The organism is Herbaspirillum frisingense GSF30, assembly GCF_000300975.2.
In the GTDB taxonomy this organism is placed as follows: Bacteria; Pseudomonadota; Gammaproteobacteria; order Burkholderiales; family Burkholderiaceae_D; genus Herbaspirillum; species Herbaspirillum frisingense.
In genome coordinates, this window is record NZ_AEEC02000026.1 from 13,700 (window position 1) to 29,902 (window position 16,203).

The 16,203-nt window shown below is 63.4% G+C and carries 13 protein-coding genes; 2 read left to right on the top strand and 11 right to left on the bottom strand.

Annotation, left to right across the window (positions count from 1 at the left end; all coding sequences use genetic code 11):
- Positions 1-50 precede the first annotated feature (50 nt).
- The gene (gene dnaE / locus HFRIS_RS16995; protein ID WP_006464659.1) at positions 51-3,509 is read left to right on the top strand and encodes a DNA polymerase III subunit alpha; all 3,459 of its coding nucleotides are present in this window, start codon (positions 51-53) and stop codon (positions 3,507-3,509) included.
- Between the two features lie 38 nt (positions 3,510-3,547).
- Positions 3,548-4,801 (top strand): O-antigen ligase family protein, encoded by a 1,254-nt coding sequence (locus tag HFRIS_RS17000; RefSeq protein ID WP_006464660.1) that lies wholly within the window; start codon positions 3,548-3,550, stop codon positions 4,799-4,801.
- A gap of 16 nt (positions 4,802-4,817) precedes the next feature.
- Here HFRIS_RS17000 and HFRIS_RS17005 read toward each other — a convergent pair whose 3' ends face one another.
- The 11 genes from HFRIS_RS17005 to hemF form a co-directional block, all read right to left on the bottom strand.
- On the bottom strand, positions 4,818-5,858 hold the full coding sequence (locus tag HFRIS_RS17005; protein WP_006464661.1) for a glycosyltransferase family 9 protein: 1,041 nt from the start codon (positions 5,856-5,858) through the stop codon (positions 4,818-4,820).
- Between the two features lie 41 nt (positions 5,859-5,899).
- The gene (locus tag HFRIS_RS17010; RefSeq protein WP_006464662.1) at positions 5,900-6,886 is read right to left on the bottom strand and encodes a UDP-glucose--(glucosyl) LPS alpha 1,3-glucosyltransferase WaaO; all 987 of its coding nucleotides are present in this window, start codon (positions 6,884-6,886) and stop codon (positions 5,900-5,902) included.
- On the bottom strand, positions 6,886-7,983 hold the full coding sequence (locus HFRIS_RS17015; protein WP_152486717.1) for a glycosyltransferase family 9 protein: 1,098 nt from the start codon (positions 7,981-7,983) through the stop codon (positions 6,886-6,888). The genes HFRIS_RS17010 and HFRIS_RS17015 overlap by 1 nt, the downstream gene beginning before the upstream one ends.
- A gap of 8 nt (positions 7,984-7,991) precedes the next feature.
- The gene (msbA, locus tag HFRIS_RS17020; protein WP_006464664.1) at positions 7,992-9,734 is read right to left on the bottom strand and encodes a lipid A export permease/ATP-binding protein MsbA; all 1,743 of its coding nucleotides are present in this window, start codon (positions 9,732-9,734) and stop codon (positions 7,992-7,994) included.
- 47 nt (positions 9,735-9,781) lie between these two features.
- Complete coding sequence (locus tag HFRIS_RS17025; protein ID WP_006464665.1) at positions 9,782-11,008, bottom strand: O-antigen ligase family protein; 1,227 nt, start codon at positions 11,006-11,008, stop codon at positions 9,782-9,784.
- A 143-nt stretch (positions 11,009-11,151) separates the two neighbouring features.
- The gene (gene rng, locus HFRIS_RS17030) at positions 11,152-12,615 is read right to left on the bottom strand and encodes a ribonuclease G (protein ID WP_006464666.1); all 1,464 of its coding nucleotides are present in this window, start codon (positions 12,613-12,615) and stop codon (positions 11,152-11,154) included.
- Positions 12,612-13,226 (bottom strand): Maf family protein, encoded by a 615-nt coding sequence (locus HFRIS_RS17035; RefSeq protein ID WP_006464667.1) that lies wholly within the window; start codon positions 13,224-13,226, stop codon positions 12,612-12,614. Before HFRIS_RS17035 ends, rng begins: the two co-directional genes overlap by 4 nt.
- A 56-nt stretch (positions 13,227-13,282) precedes the next feature.
- Positions 13,283-13,753 carry a 23S rRNA (pseudouridine(1915)-N(3))-methyltransferase RlmH gene (rlmH, locus tag HFRIS_RS17040; protein WP_006464668.1) on the bottom strand — a complete coding sequence of 157 codons (471 nt, stop codon included), beginning with the start codon at positions 13,751-13,753 and terminating at the stop codon, positions 13,283-13,285.
- Complete coding sequence (rsfS, locus tag HFRIS_RS17045; RefSeq protein ID WP_006464669.1) at positions 13,753-14,565, bottom strand: ribosome silencing factor; 813 nt, start codon at positions 14,563-14,565, stop codon at positions 13,753-13,755. The genes rlmH and rsfS overlap by 1 nt, the downstream gene beginning before the upstream one ends.
- Positions 14,565-15,233, bottom strand: coding sequence for a nicotinate-nucleotide adenylyltransferase (locus tag HFRIS_RS17050; RefSeq protein ID WP_006464670.1), 669 nt, complete (start codon positions 15,231-15,233; stop codon positions 14,565-14,567). Before HFRIS_RS17050 ends, rsfS begins: the two co-directional genes overlap by 1 nt.
- Positions 15,233-16,153, bottom strand: coding sequence for an oxygen-dependent coproporphyrinogen oxidase (hemF, locus tag HFRIS_RS17055; protein ID WP_006464671.1), 921 nt, complete (start codon positions 16,151-16,153; stop codon positions 15,233-15,235). The genes HFRIS_RS17050 and hemF overlap by 1 nt, the downstream gene beginning before the upstream one ends.
- Positions 16,154-16,203 lie beyond the last annotated feature (50 nt).

The following is a 16,203-nucleotide window of genomic DNA, read 5'->3' on the forward strand; positions in this document are numbered from 1 at the left end:
TGGTCTCGCAAAGCCGAAGTGCATCCCAAGCTCCGGTAAAATGTCGTCCTATGACTACCCCGCAATTTGTTCATCTCCGAATGCACTCGGAGTACTCCATCGTCGACGGCCTGGTGCGCATCGACGACATCGTCAAGGCCGCTGCCAAGGATGGCCAGGCCGCTCTGGCGGTGACCGATCTCTCCAACCTGTTCTGCATGGTGCGGTTCTACAAGGAAGCGCGTGGCAAGGGTGTCAAGCCCATTGCCGGCTGTGACCTGTGGATCACCAACGACGCCGATCGCGACAAGCCGTTCCGGCTGCTGGTGCTGATCAAGAGCCGTCATGGCTACCTGCAGCTATGTGAAGTCCTGTCCCAGGCCTGGTTGAACAACCAGTACAAGGGCCGCGCCGAAGTGCGCATGGAGTGGCTGGAGGCGCTGCGCCACCAGGAAGGTGGCAATGGCCTGATCGCCCTGTCCGGCGCTGGTCTGGGCGACATCGGCCAGGCCATCGACAACGGCAACCTGGCCCAGGCCGAAGCATGCGCCCGCCGCTGGGCCGATATCTTCCCGGGTGCCTTCTACCTGGAACTGCAGCGTGCCGGCCAACCCAACATGGATGTACAGGTGCGCCAGAGCGTGGCCCTGGGCGCCAGGCTGGGCCTGCCCTGCGTGGCTACCCATCCGGTCCAGTTCCAGAGCCCGGAAGAATTCATCGCCCACGAAGCCCGCACCTGCATCGCCGAAGGCGAGATCATGGCCAATGCGCGCCGGGTGAAGCGCTTCAATGAACAGCAGTACTTCAAGTCGCAGGCCGAGATGGCCGAGCTTTTCGCCGACCTGCCGGGGGCGATTGCCAATACCGTCGAAATCGCCAAGCGCTGCAACCTGGTGCTGCAGCTGGGCAAGCCGCAACTGCCGGACTTCCCCACGCCGGACGGCATGACCATCGACGACTTCCTGGTGGCCCAGACCAAGGCCGGGCTGGAAGTGCGCCTGAAGGAACTGTTCCCCAACGAAGCCGAGCGCGAAAAAGAGCGTGCCCGCTATGAAGCGCGCCTGGAGTTCGAGAACAACACCATCATCAAGATGAAGTTCCCGGGCTACTTCCTGATCGTGGCCGACTTCATCCAGTGGGCCAAGAACAATGGCGTGCCGGTCGGCCCCGGCCGGGGCTCGGGTGCCGGCTCGCTGGTGGCCTACTGCCTGCTGATCACCGACCTCGACCCGCTGCGCTACAACCTGCTGTTCGAACGCTTCCTGAACCCGGAACGCGTCTCCATGCCCGACTTCGACATCGACTTCTGCCAGGAAGGCCGCGACCGGGTGATTCAATATGTGAAGGATCGTTACGGCAAGGAGGCGGTCTCGCAGATCGCCACCTTCGGTACCATGGCGGCCAAGGGCGCGGTACGCGACGTGGGTCGCGTGCTGGACCTGGGCTACAACTTCTGCGACGGCATTTCCAAGCTGATTCCCTTCAAGCCGGGCAAGCTGGTCACGCTGGCCGATGCCATCGAGGAAGAGCCGCTGCTGAAGGAGCGGCTGGAGAACGAAGAAGAGGTCAAGCAGCTGATGGGCCTGGCCCAGCAGGTCGAAGGCATCGCCCGCAACATCGGCATGCACGCCGGTGGCGTGCTGATTGCCCCCGGCAAGCTCACCGATTTCTGCCCGCTCTACACGCAGGGTGGCGACTCCGGCGTGGTATCGCAGTACGACAAGGACGACGTCGAAGCCGTCGGCCTGGTCAAGTTCGACTTCCTCGGCCTGACCACGCTGACCATCCTGGATCGCGCGGTGCGCTACATCCGCATGCTGGACCCGGCCATGGCCGAGTTCGACCTAGCCAAGCTGCCGCTGGACGACCGGCCCTCATACGAACTGCTGACCAAGGCCAAGACGGTCGCCGTGTTCCAGCTGGAAAGCCGCGGTATGCAAGGCATGTTGAAGGACGCACGCCCCGACCGTTTCGAGGACATCATCGCCCTGGTGGCGCTGTATCGTCCCGGCCCGATGGACCTGATTCCCGACTTCTGCAAACGCAAGCACGGCGAAGCCTTCGACTATCCCGACCCGCGTACCAAGGACATTCTCTCCGAGACCTACGGCATCATGGTCTATCAGGAGCAGGTGATGCAGATGGCGCAGGTGATCGGCGGCTACTCGCTGGGCGGCGCCGACTTGCTGCGCCGGGCGATGGGCAAGAAGAAGGCCGAGGAAATGGCCAAGCACCGTGAGCTGTTCCGCGAAGGCGCGGCCAAGAACGGGCTGGACCAGGCCAAGGCCGACGAGATCTTCGACTTGATGGAAAAGTTCGCCGGCTACGGTTTCAACAAGTCGCACGCGGCCGCTTACGCGCTGCTGTCCTACTACACCGCCTACCTCAAGGCCCACCACCCCGCCGCGTTCATGGCCGCCAACTTGTCGCTGGCCATGGAAGACACGGACAAGGTCAAGATCCTGATCGAAGATGCGATCGACATCTGCAAGCTGGCCATCCTGCCGCCGGACATCAACAAGTCCGACTACCGCTTCATGCCGGTGGGCGAGCCCGGCAAGAAGGCGACCCAGATCCGCTACGGTCTGGGCGCGGTCAAGGGCGCCGGGCAGAATGCCATCGAAGCCATCCTGGAAGCACGCAAGAGCGGCCCCTTCAAGGACCTGTTCGATTTCGCCAAGCGGGTGGACAAGAAACAGATCAACCGTCGCACCATCGATTCGCTGATCCGTGCCGGCGCCTTCGACTGCTTCAAGGTCGATCGCGCCATCCTGCAAGCCTCGGTCAACCTGGCCTGGGAAAGCGCCGAGCAGGCCGAGAAATCGGCCAACCAGGTCAGCCTCTTCGGCGGCGACGACAGCGACCTGGAAGCCCCGCTGGAATACGTGCAAGTGCCGCCCTGGAGCGACAAGCAGCGCCTGACCGAGGAAAAGGGCGCGCTGGGCTTCTATCTCTCCGGTCACCTGTTCTCGGCCTATGAAAAGGAAGTGCGCCGCTTCGTACGCACCAAGATCGCCAGCCTGGAACCCTCCTGGGAGCCGCGCAGCCTGGCCGGCATCATCACCGGCGTGCGGGTGCAGATGACCCAGCGCGGCAAGCTGGTGATCTGCACGCTCGACGATGGCACCGGCGTGATCGAAGCCACCATCTACAACGAACTCTTCGAACCCTTCAAGCATCTCATCAAGGAAGATGAGTTGCTGGTGGTCTCGGGCAAGGTCTCGGAAGACCGCTTCAATGGTGGCCTGCGGGTGGCCGCCGACAAGGTCATGGACCTGGGCGCGGCGCGTATCCAATATGGCGTGCGCATGGTGGTGTCGCTGAACAAGGCGGTTGATCCCAACCAGCTGCGGGACACGCTGTCGGCACACCGCCAGGAGCAGGGCCTGCCCTTCGTGATGCGCTACCAGCAATCCGATGCGGCCTGCGAGGTGGTGCTGGGCGACGCCTGGCGTGTCAATCCCAGTGACAGCCTGCAATCGACCCTGGTGGCGTCGTTCGGCAAGGAGGCGGTGGTGGTCGAATACTAGTCTGTCGGGTCCCAGTCACATAAAACAACATAATTACCATGCAGATTTCCTCGTGTCGGCTGCCGTCGCTCGCCGTCCTTCTGGCCTTTTCTTCGCTAGGCCTGGTGTTGCCCAACCTGTCCAATGCCAGTCTGTTTTTGCTGGTCCTCCTGGGCATCGTGACCCTGTTCGTCTATCGCCACCAGACGCCCGGGTGGCAAGCCCAACTGCCATCGATGAAAGTGCTCTTCATCGTCATGGCCCTGCCGGCCCTGGCAGTGTTGATCCATCAGGTGGGTGTGGGGCACTTCACCTTCCGTGACTATGACCGCCCATTGCGGCTGGCCTTCTTCGTGATGGTGTTCCTGGCGGTCTGGCGCGTGACCGATATGGCGCTGGACTGGCTGCCATGGGCCTGGATGCTGGCCTGCGTCCTGTGTTTCGCCAAGGCCTGGATGATCACCGATGGCGGCAGCCTGCCCAATTCCGGCAGCCTGGGTTTCATGGCAGGGATTGCGTTTTCGAACGCGGCCATGCTCATCGGCACCTGGCTGTTATTGTCACTGCAACTGCCGATGTCGACCTTGCAGCGCGGCTTGCGCATCGTGGCCATCGTCCTGGCCCTGGGCGTGACCTTCATGGTCAAGACCCGCGGCACCTGGCTGGTGCTGCCGTTCTATGCGGTCTTCCTGATTCTGTATCTGAAGCAACTGAGCATGATGCGCAAGATGCTGATCCTGCTGCTGCCGCTGGTACTGGTGGGCGTTGCCATGCTCTCCAGCGACATGGTGAAGCATCGCATCTACGACATCGGTGATGACATCCAGGCGTATTCCGATCGCAGTGACCGCGAAACTTCCGTGGGCCAGCGCCTGCAGATCTGGCTCGGTTCCTGGCAGCTCTATCGCGAGCATCCTGGATTCGGCGTGGGGCGGGAAGGATTCAAGCCGGAACTGCATCGCCTGGCCGACAAGGGAGAGATCTCCAACGCCGTGGCCGAGCTTCCGCACTCGCACAATGGCATGCTGTTCCAGATGGCGCTGTGGGGGACTGGCGGCCTGGTGGCCTGGGTGCTGACCTACCTGGTCCCGCTGGTGATGTTCTGGCGGGAACTGGGGCACGCCGACGTGAAGGTAAGGACCTACGCCGCCATGGGCGTGGCTTTGTGCCTGGGCTACTGGGTATTCGACTTTACCGATGTGATGTTCTTCTGGGTGATCCTCAATGGCTTCTACACGATCAACCTGGCCATCTTCTTCTGCGCGATAGGGCGGTGCAAGCAGGCTTCGGCCGGCCTGCCCGCGAACGCCTAGCCGCGCTGGTCAGCCGCTATTGCGGCGATGCCTGTCGGTCGGCGATCCAGCCTTGGACGATGTCCAGCACGCTCTGCACGCTGATGGCGAGCATGCAATCGCAGGTCATGATGCGCAGTTTTTCGCAGCCCTGGCAGGACGGTTGATCGGTGCACAGATTGCTGGCGCGCTTGCCCAGTGCCGCCCAGCGACCGGGGTGCATGGGGCGCGTCGGGGGGAACAGGCCAAGGGTACGCTGACCGATCGCTGCCGACAGGTGCAGCGGACCGGTACCGCTGGCAATCAGGCCGTCGGCCTGAGCGATGAATTGCGTCAACCGCGCCAGGCTCATCGTGCCGCAGGTATTGACCACGTGCGGCAGAGCCAGCAGGGCGCCGGCATGCTGCTCCAGCCACTTTCCTTCGTCGGCGCTGCCGGTGAGCCAGATACGCAGCCCAGGTTGCTGTTGCAGTGTCTGTGCCAGCGCCGTATAGCGCTCTACCGGCCATTCGCGGCCGTGGCCGTTGGACTTGGTGTGCAGGATCAGGTTGAACGCGTGGGGCGCAAACTCTGCCGCGATCCCGGCGTCAACCGGAATCGAAAAATGATAGCTGTCGGCAATCTGTTCGCGAGTCGGAATATGGCTGTCGCCATAGGGGCGCAGGAACTCGAAGTTGATCTGTGACTCGTGGTTCTCGGACAAGCCCTTGCTGAAGCGCACCCTGTCATTGCAGTAGATCAGCTGGTATACCTTCTGCCGCGCATTGCCGATCCGGTGCTTCACCCGTGCGAAGAAGGCGGCCTTGGCCAGGTCGCGGTTGGGCTGGGCCAGGATCACGGTGTCGATGTCGCTGGCACGCAGGAAACCATAGAGCTTCTCGCCCACATCCTCTTCTTCCACGACGTCATCGATGTCGTCGCAATAGCGCACCACGTCGGCCGCATAGCGGCGGCACAGCATGCTGATCCTGACCCCGGGGTTGAGTCCTTTCAGGCGCGCTGCCATCGGCAGGGTCAGGACGATATCGCCGATGTTGTCGGTACGACTGATGAGGATGTGCTTGCTGGTGATCGGCATGGCAGGAACGAAAGTGAGTCTGTTCTTCTTGGTGGGCGAGTTTAGCGGGCGCGGCGCTTGCGCAGATAGCGCACATACCACTTCAGGCTCTCCAGCGGGCGTCCCTGGCGGTACATGAAGCGCGAATGCATGCGCAGTTCCTTGGTGTTGCGCGGCTCCTGGTCCAGTGCCATGTCGGTCCAGGGCGAGATGTCCAGGTAGCGGCGGAACAGGTCGCAGGCCTCATGCCGGCTCCATGCCGCCCATGGTTTCACGGCACCGGCGAAGTGCACGAAGATGGCCTTGCCCACCGGCTTGAGCGCGAACTTGTTGACGTTGAGGTCGTGGATCAGGTCGTACAGGTAGTTCCATTTCGGTGACAGATATCGCGCCCGGCCGTTGAGGACGATGTTGAGCGCGTCCTGGTCGTTGAAACGCATGTCGGTCTTGCTGTCCAGCAGCGCTTCCAGCGTCTTGGGCGTGATGTCTTCGGCCAGCCATTTGCGGATGTTGATGAAGATCACCCCACCGTTGAAATATTCGTTGTGTGCCAGTCCCAGTGCCGCCACCCGACGTTGCAGCGTCACCGGCGCGTCCGGTACCACCACTGCGATGTCGTTGGAGATATCCATGTCCACCAGTTCATCGACGCGGTTGAAGCACAGGATGTCGGCGTCCAGATACAGCACGCGATCGGTCGCCTCGGCCAGCACGGTGGGGATCACCAGGCGTGTGAAGATCGACAGCGAATAATGCGAATGGCCCAGGAAGTGCGAGAACTGGGTGAAATCGTTCAGGTCCAGCAGGTGTAGTTCGGTCTTGACCCGATACATCGACTCAAGCTGCTTCAGGCGCCGCTGATGGTCTTCCGATACTTCGAAGGCCAGCACGTGGAAGGTGAAATGCTGCCCCGGATTATTGGCCACGATGGAAGCAATGGTGCCACCCATGGCGCGGAAATAATTGTTGTCCACGCAAAACGCAATGTGGAAGGAGGGCTTGCCGTTACCGGGCTGCGCCTGGATTTCTGCTTGGCTTGGGACGTTCATCAGATGGCTTTCATGACTTGTTCGACGCTGACCGCCTTGACCCAGTCGCGGCGGCCCGGGGCGGTGATGACGACGCTGTTGGCGCGATCGACCGGTACCCATTCCGGATTCTTCTGCCGCATCAGGGCGATCACCGGCACGCGTACTGCGTTGGCCAGGTGCATCACGGCCGTCTCCACCGAGATGATCAGGTCGCATTCAGCCAGCATGGCCGGCAACTGGAAGAAGTTCTCTTCGGCGCTGAAGAGTTGCGTGCGCTGCAGCTGGTAGCGGCCGATCACCTCGCGCGCATTGGCCAGTTCCTGCGGTACCGCGTTGACGATGAAGCAGGCATCCTGCCAGCCCTCGCGCGCCTGCATGGCCTGGATCAGCGCGGCCACCTGTTCCAGCGTCCAGCAGCGCTTCCTGGTCTTGGCGTAGGGATTGATGAACACCAGCTTGCCGCTGCGTGCGGCGAATTGCCAGCGCACCAGTTGCTCCTGCGCATACTGGTGCCATTGCAGCGGGATGTCCACGAACGGGAACCGCGCCTCGTCCTTGACCTCCAGTCCACTCAACTGACGGAACCAGAAGGCATACACATCGCTGATGTGATGCTCCGGATCGTTGCTGCGGTAGCTCGGCATCTCGGCATCCAGCTGCCGGTAGGCCAGCAGATGATGCGGCTGGAACAGCGAGACCTTCTTGCGCATGCCGACCACCCAGCCTTCCGGACTGATCTCGCGCGCCAGACCGGCGTAGAGGTGCGGGCGCAGGGTCGCCAGCGATACCACGATGGGATAGTGCTCGCCACGCGCCTCGGCGATGGAGGCGCGATACAGCTCCGGACTGTAGGTGCGGGTGTAGACCTTGTCGAAGAAGGAGCAGGCGGCCGTCCAGTCGTAGAGCGAATACTTCTTCAGGTGCGGCCACTGGCTGGCGTCAGCCGTGCGGCGCACTTCATCGACCCACAGGTGGACCTTCAGATGCGGATTCTGCGCGGCGAAAGCCTTGAAGAAATTCTGCAGATAGGTGAAGTCGCCCAGGGCCAGATGGGCGATGAAGAGGATCTTGTCGGATTTCTTCAGCAGGTCGGCGGGGATCAGGCAGTTTTGCATGGGCATGCTCAGACGGAGGCTTCCTGTTGCTGGGAGAACTGCAGGCGGTACAGGTTGGCGTAGACCCCTTCCTTCTGCAGCAGTGCCTGGTGGTTGCCCACTTCGACGATCTGTCCGTGCGACAGCACCACGATGCGGTCGGCACGTTCGATGGTGGACAGGCGGTGGGCGATGACGAAGGTGGTGCGGCCCTGCATCAGGCGATCCAGCGCCGCCTGCACGGCGCGTTCGGACTCGGTATCCAGCGCCGAGGTGGCTTCGTCCAGGATCAGGATGGGCGCATCCTTGTAGATGGCGCGGGCAATGGCTACACGCTGGCGCTGACCGCCGGACAGGCGCGAGCCGTTGTCACCGATACGCGTCTGCAGGCCTTCCGGCAAGCCCGCCACCACATCGTTGAGGTGCGCGGCCTCGACGGCTGCGGCCACGCGCGCTGCGTCGGGGCTGGGGTCGCCATAGGCGATGTTGGCGGCCAGGGTGTCATCGAAGAGCACCGTGTTCTGGTTCACCATCGCGATCTGCTGGCGCAGGCTGGGCAGGGAGATGGTTTCGATGGGGCGGCCGTCGAGCAGGATTTCACCCGAGGTGCTGGAATAGAAGCCGGGGATGAGGCTCACCAGGGTGGACTTGCCACCGCCGGACATGCCCACGAAGGCGATGGTCTCGCCCGCTTCGACCTGCAGGTTGAGGTTCTTCAGCGCCAGTTGCTCGTGGCCCGGATAGGCGAAGCTGACATCGACGAAGTCCAGCTTGCCGGTCGCGCGTGCGGTCAGTGGCTGGCCGGTGGTGCGTTCGGTGGTCTTGTCGATCAGGTTGTAGACTTCTTCGGCAGCGGCCATGCCGCGTTGCAGGGGGCCGTTGATTTCGGCCAGCTGCTTCAACGGTGCCAGCAGCATCAGCATGGCGGTGATGAAGGAGACGAAGCCGCCCACGGTGATCTGGCCGTTGCCGGACTGGATCAGGGCCATCACGATGACGATCGCCACCGCGGTGGCGGTCATGAGCTGGGTGATGGGAACGGTGGAGGCAAAGGCGGCCGTCATGCGCATGGTGTAGCTGCGCAGGTTCTCGGCACGACGATGGAAGCGCTCCTTCTCGTAGTCCTGGCCGCCGAAGATCTTGATGACCTGCTGGGCGCGGGTGGTTTCCTCGATGACCTGGGTCATCTCGGCGTTGACGTTGAGTGAATCACGGTTCAGTTTCTTGAGGCGCTTGCCGGTGGTGCGCACCACGATGGTCACCAGCGGCAGCAGGACCAGGGTGACGATGGTCAGCACCCAGTTCAGGTACAGCAGCCAGGCCAGCAGGCCTAGCACGGTCAGTGCCGAACGCAGGATGGAGGTGAAGACCTTGGTCACCATGTCGATGATCTGCTGCACTTCGAACATCATCGAATTGATCACCTTGCCCACCGTATTGGTGGCATAGAACTGCACCGGCAGGTCCAGCATGCGGGCGAACATCTGGCGGCGCAGTTCGTTGAGGATGCGGGTGGACACCCAGGTCATCATGTAAGAACTGGTAAAGGTGGCGATGCCGCGGATGAAGAAGATGCCGATCACCGCCGCCGGCACCAGCCAGAGCGAGAAGGTCGGCTTGCCCACGAAGCCCTTGTCCAGCAGCACCTGGAAGATGTAGGGCACCACCGGTTCGGTGGCGGCGGTGACGATCATGGCGATGAATGCCACGGCCAGCCGCTTCTTGTAGGGCAAGTGCAGGGCCGCCAGGCGTTTCATGTTGTAGGACAGCATCGGGAGAATCCTTGCGTGCAGGTAATGCGGGTAACGAAAAGGTGAGATTATGCCGTGTTCGCCGGTCCAGCAGGCTGTTGCCGTGCCAATGACCACAGGATGACCCCCAGGAAGGCGAACATCATCACGCCATTGTTGTGTGTCAGGAAAGCCTGGGTCAGCCCGAAGGCCAGATAACTCAGCATGAGCATCATGCCGGCGCCGGCGGCCATACGAGCCTCGATGCTCCTGCCAGGGACGGCCCGCCCGGCAAACAGCCGCAATGGCAGCAGGTACAGCATCAACACGGCCAGCAAGCCGGGGATGCCATGTTTGACCAGGGCATCCAGGTATTCATTGTGCAGGTGGGTATGCTCTGCCACCGAGGTCGATGCCAGTCCTTCCTCGACCATGTGCTGCTTGGCCTGCATCATGCCTTCCTTGCCGAAGCCCAGCAGCAGGTGGCGGGGCGCCAGGTACAGCCCCACACGCAGCATCTCCAGGCGCGCGCCCACCGAGGACTGGGCATCGGCGTGTTGCAGGTAACCGCCGGCCTCGCTCACGGCCTGCCGGTAGCGTGCGGTCAGCGGCGAATGGGGTAGCAGCGCCAGTACCGCCAGTGCGGCCAGAGCGAGCACGGCTGGCTTGAGCAGGCGCCGGGCCTGGCCGGCACGTATCAGCAGGTATGCGGCCAGGATCGCGCAGAAGGGCAGGGCCAGCCAGCTGCCGCGGCTGCCGCTGAGCAGCGTGGCGACCAGGGCCATCAGAACGCCGGTGGCATGCAGCAGTTTCCAGCGCAGCCCGTGGCCCAGCGCCAGCGCACGCGCCAGCCCATGGGCCGACAGTACCGCCAGCAGCGCGCTGATGTTGCCGTACTGGATCGGATTGGTACTGCCGCCCGGACGGTCCATGCCCCAGGCCAGCCATTGCCACAGACTCAACAGCCCGGCGCCGATGGCGCCGACCGCCGCACCCGACCACAGCGCGCCCGGCCGGGGCGGGAACGTGCACAGCAGCAGCAGTGCCGGGATCGCCAGCAGGAAGCGCAAGGGCGCATCGTATTCCCGCCCCGGTGCGTGATGTATCAGGTTCAGGGCCACATGCAACAGGAAATAGAAGCCCAGGGCGGCGATGAACAGGTAATCCGGAGCTGCCAGGCGGAGGCGGGGAGAGGCGGGCCGCAACAATACCGTCGCACCCAGCACCAGCATCCCCGCACCCAGGGAAAAACCGCTTGCGATGACCAGCGAAATTGCCGACAGCAGGAAGACAGCCAGTGAGGTATAGGTGGGCATGGAAAGCGAAAGAACGCGCAGGCGGGCCGCGAAGTGCGCATTGTAATCGATGCGCTGCGGCCATCGCCTTGCGCCGGGGCGTGGTGCCCGGCAATTCTGCGATACGTGTTGCGCCCGTCCGCGCCGGGCGACCTGGGGCCGGATCACATCAGGATGATGTCGTACTGCTCCTGCTGATAATCGCTCTGGACCTGCAGTGACACCGGCTTGCCGATGAAGTCCCCCAACATGGCCAGGTGCTGCGACTCTTCTTCGAGGAACATGTCCACCACCACCTGCGAGGCCAGGATGCGGAATTCACGGGGGTTGAACTGCTTGGCCTCGCGCATGACCTCGCGCAGGATTTCGTAACACACCGTACGCGGCGTCTTGACCTGGCCGCGCCCCTTGCAGGCCGGGCAAGTCTCGCACAGGATATGGGCCAGCGATTCGCGGGTGCGCTTGCGCGTCATCTCTACCAGGCCCAGCGTGGAGAAGCCCGACACCGAGATCTTGGTGCGGTCGCGTTGCAGCGCCTTGCCCAGTTCGGCCAGCACCGCCTGGCGGTGCTCCGTGCTCTCCATGTCGATGAAGTCCAGGATGATGATGCCGCCCAGGTTGCGCAGCCGCAGCTGGCGGGCAATGGCATGTGCCGCTTCCAGGTTGGTCTTGAAGATGGTGTCGTCGAAGTTGCGACCATTGACGAAGCTGCCGGTGTTGACGTCGATGGTGGTCATCGCCTCGGTCTGGTCGACGATCAGGTAACCGCCCGACTTCAGGTCCACCCGACGTCCCAGGGCGCGTTCGATTTCCTCTTCCACGCCATACAGGTCGAACAGCGGACGCTCGCCGCGATAGTGCATCAGCTTGGGCAGCACCGAGGGGGTATAGATGGCGCCGAACTCCTGCAGCATGTGGAAGTTCTCGCGTGAATCGACCTGGATGGTGGCAGTCTGGTCGGACACGAAGTCACGCAGCACACGCTGGGCCAGCGACAGGTCCTGATGCAGCAGCGTGGGCGCCGGCTTGGTCTTGGCCTGCTTGGTGATGGTGGCCCAGGTGGTGCGCAGGTATTCGACGTCCATCTGCAGGTCGGCGTCGGAAGCATCCTCGGCCATGGTGCGGATGATGAAGCCGCCTTTTTCCTCGGCCGGCAGCAGGGCTTGCACCTTGCTGCGCAAGAGCTCGCGCTCGGCTTCGTTCTCGATACGCTGGGAAATGCCGATGTGCTTGTCCTGCGGCAGGTAGACCAGCATGCGCCCGGCAATGGAGATCTGCGTGGACAGGCGCGCACCCTTGGTGCCGATCGGGTCCTTGATCACCTGTACCGTGATGGTCTGGCCATCGTGCAGCAGTTTCTCGATGGGGATGGCAGGCGCGTTCTGGCCATCGTGCGGACGGGCTTCCCAGATGTCGGCCACGTGCAGGAAGGCGGCGCGCTCCAGACCGATGTCGATGAAGGCTGACTGCATGCCCGGCAGCACCCGGACCACCTTGCCCAGGTAGATGTTGCCGGCCAGGCCGCGCGAGAGGGTGCGCTCGATGTGCAACTCCTGCACGGCCCCTTGCAGGATCAGCGCAACCCGCGTCTCCTGCGGCGTGATGTTGATGAGGATGTCTTCGCTCATAGGATTCGAACGCCCGCTTGTTGTAGTAGTTGAGCCGTCTCGAATAGCGGCAGTCCCATGATACCGGAATGGCTGCCCACGATATTGCTGATGAACACCGACGCCAGACCCTGGATACCATAGGCGCCGGCCTTGTCGTAGGGTTCGACGGTATTGCAGTAGGCGGCGATGGCCTCGGCGGTGAGCGGCGCGAAACTGACGTCGGACTGCTGCACGATCTGCCAGACCTCGGTTTCCACGCCCAGCGTCACGCCCACGGCCACGCTGGTCAGGACCTGGTGCGTACGGCCGGAGAGCAGGGTGATCATGCGCACCGCTTCGTCATGGTCGGCCGGCTTGCCCAGGATCAGGTCGTCCACCACCACGGTGGTATCGGCCGACAGCAGCGGCCGGTGCGGCAATTGGCGCAGCATCATGGTCTGCTGGGCGCTGTCGAGCTTGGCGCGGGTGACGCGGGCGACGTAGTCCAGCGGGGCTTCCCCGGGCAATACGCTTTCGTCGACTTCCTTGTCCGAGAGCATCAGTTCGAAATCGATGCCGATCTGGCGCAGCAGTTCGCGGCGGCGCGGGCTTTTCGAGGCGAGGTAGATTTTGTGGTCCGCTTGTTTCATTGAGCCATGCATGTCAAGGGCCGCTGCCCGGGAGGCGAGGCCGGCGGTGGACGGGTTCAGGCGCGGTGATACGGGTGGTTCTGCGTAATCGACCACGCGCGGTACAGTTGCTCGGCCAGCATCACCCGCACCATGCCATGTGGCAAGGTCATGCTGGAGATGCGGATGAGCGTGTCGGCGCCGGCCTTGAAGCCGGGATCGAGTCCATCGGCACCGCCGATGACGAAGGCCACGTCGCGGCCATCCTGCTGCCACTGGACCAGCTGCTGCGACAACTGTACCGAGGTCCAGTCGCGTCCGCGCTCGTCCAGTGCAATCACGCGCGCGCCCTTGGGCAGCGCGGCTTCGATCTTTTCGCGTTCCTGTGCCATCACGGTCTCGGCCGTGCGGCTGCCGGAGCGTTCGACGGGTTTGATTTCCTTCAGGATGATCCGGCATTCCGGTGGCATGCGCTTGGCATACTCCTGGAAGCCGGTCTCGATCCACGCCGGCATCTTGTGGCCGACGGCAGCAATCACCAGTTGCATCAAGCCTTGCTGGTGCGCTTGGCGGCCGGCTTCTTGGCGGTCTCGCTCTTGGCGGGCGCCACGCGCACGGTCTTGCCGGTCGGGGTCTTGGGGGCAGCGGTTCTGCTACGGGTGGTCGCAGCCTTGGGCGCGGCGGTCTTGCTGCCGGCAGCGGTGCGGGTGGTGGTGGTCTTGGCGGCGGTGGTCTTGGTGCCGGTGGTGCGCGTGGTCCTGGTGGCAGCAGTCTTCGCACCGGTAGCGCCCGTGGTACGGGTGGTACGGGTCGTGCCGGCTGCAGCGCGGGTGCCGGTGGTGGTGCTGGTCGAGGTGGCGCGCGGCTTGCGGGCCGGCTTCTTCGGTGCATCCTCGTCGTCGTCCAGGGCCTGGCTGGCTTCGACCGCTTCGGCCTGGGCACGCGTACGGCGGATCTTGGGGGCCGGCTCCTCGTCGGCGGCAGCGCGCTTGGCGGAGGCCGAGGTACCGGTGCGCTTGGCCGCGCCCAGCTTCACTTCCTTGTCGCCCCAGATTTCTTCCAGGCGGTAGTAGGTGCGGATGGCCGGCTGCATGATGTGTACGATCATGTCACCCAGGTCGACCAGTACCCACTCGCCGGTGTCTTCGCCTTCGATGCTCACGACGTTGCCGCCCTTGGCCTTGACCTTGTCGCGCACCGAGGCGGCCAGCGCCTTGGTCTGGCGGTTCGAGGTACCGGAGGCGATCGCCACGCGGTCGAACAGGCTGGTCAGGTGGGTGGTGTCATAGATGCGGATTTCTTGCGCCTTGACGTCTTCCAGAGCGTCCACGACCAGGGTTTGCAGTTTTTTGATGTCCATTATTGAGTTCGGTACAGATGTTGTTGTTCGATATAGTCTAGCACCCTGCCCGGGATCAGCGAATCGGGTCGGATGCCGCGTTGCAGCTGGGCACGGATTTCAGTCGACGAGATATCGACCGCCAGCCCGAGGGCCAGGTAGCCGTATCCGTGCGTGGTGCTGCGGATCTCTTGCGGCGCAGCGTTGCGCCGCTTGAATTCTTCCCTCACGGCCGGCGGCACGTGGGCGTCGGCCAGCTCGAAACCGGGCCGAGAGGCGGCACACAGGTGCGCCAGTTCAAACAGTTCCTGCCAGTGCTGCCAGGTGTCCAGGTGCTGCAGCTGGTCGGCGCCCATCAGGAACACGATGGACACCTCCGGCCCCAGTTCGGCACGCAGGGCGCGCAGGGTATCGATGGTATAGGTCGCGCTGGCGCGGCGGATTTCCTGCTCATCGATGACCACCGGCACCCGCTGGCGATCGAAGGCCAGGCGCACCATCTCCACCCGGTCCGCCGGCGCGGCTTGCAGACCGTGCTTTTGCCACGGGTTGCCGGTGGGAATGACGCGCAATTCGTCCGGATGCAGCAGATCCACGAAGTGCTCGGCCAGCTTGACATGCCCATTGTGGACAGGATCGAAGCTGCCGCCAAGCACGGCAATGCAGCGCTGCGCCGCGGGCGGCGCCATTACAGCCATTCCTTGTGGACCAGGAAGTCCGAATACAGTGCGGCCTCCGGGCTGCCGGCTTCCGGGTGCCAGTCATAGCGCCATTTCACCAGCGGTGGCATGGACATCAGGATGGATTCGGTGCGGCCTCCCGACTGCAGCCCGAACAGGGTGCCACGGTCGAAGACCAGGTTGAATTCCACGTAGCGTCCGCGACGATAGGCCTGGAAGTCACGCTCGCGTTCGCCATAGGGCGTCTCGCGGCGGGCCGCCACGATGGGCAGGTAGGCCTCCAGGAAGGCGTCCCCCACGCTGCGCTGCATGGCAAAGGCCTGCTCGAAGGGCAGGGCGTTGAAATCGTCGAAGAAGATGCCGCCCACGCCACGCGGCTCCTTGCGGTGCTTCAGGTAGAAATACTCATCGCACCAGGTCTTGAAGCGCGGGTACAGATCGTCGCCGTATGGCTGTAGCGCATCGCGACAGGTGCGGTGGAAATGGCGGGCGTCATCCTCGACCCCGTAGTAGGGCGTCAGGTCCATGCCGCCGCCGAACCACCAGACCGCTTCTTCTCCCTCTGCATGGGTGGTGAAGAAGCGCACGTTCATGTGCACCGTCGGGATATAGGGATTGCGCGGATGCAGCACCAGCGACACCCCCATGGCTTCCCAGGCACGGCCGGCCAGCTGCGGGCGGTTGGCGGCTGCCGACGGCGGCAGGTTCTTGCCCATCACGTGCGAAAAGCCCACGCCGCCGCGCTCCAGCAGGTTTCCTTCTTCCAGCAGGCGCGAAGTGCCGCCGCCGCCTTCCGGACGTTCCCACGAATCCGACAGGAAGGCCTTGCCATCGGCGGCTTCCAGGGCCGCGACGATGCGCTGTTGCAGGTCTTGCAGGTAGGCCTTGACGGCGGCGGTGTGGGTGGAGGCGTTGGAATGGGTGGTCACGGCGGGTCGCTCTGGTGCACGGTTATTGGGCGGAAATGCGTTCCAACCCG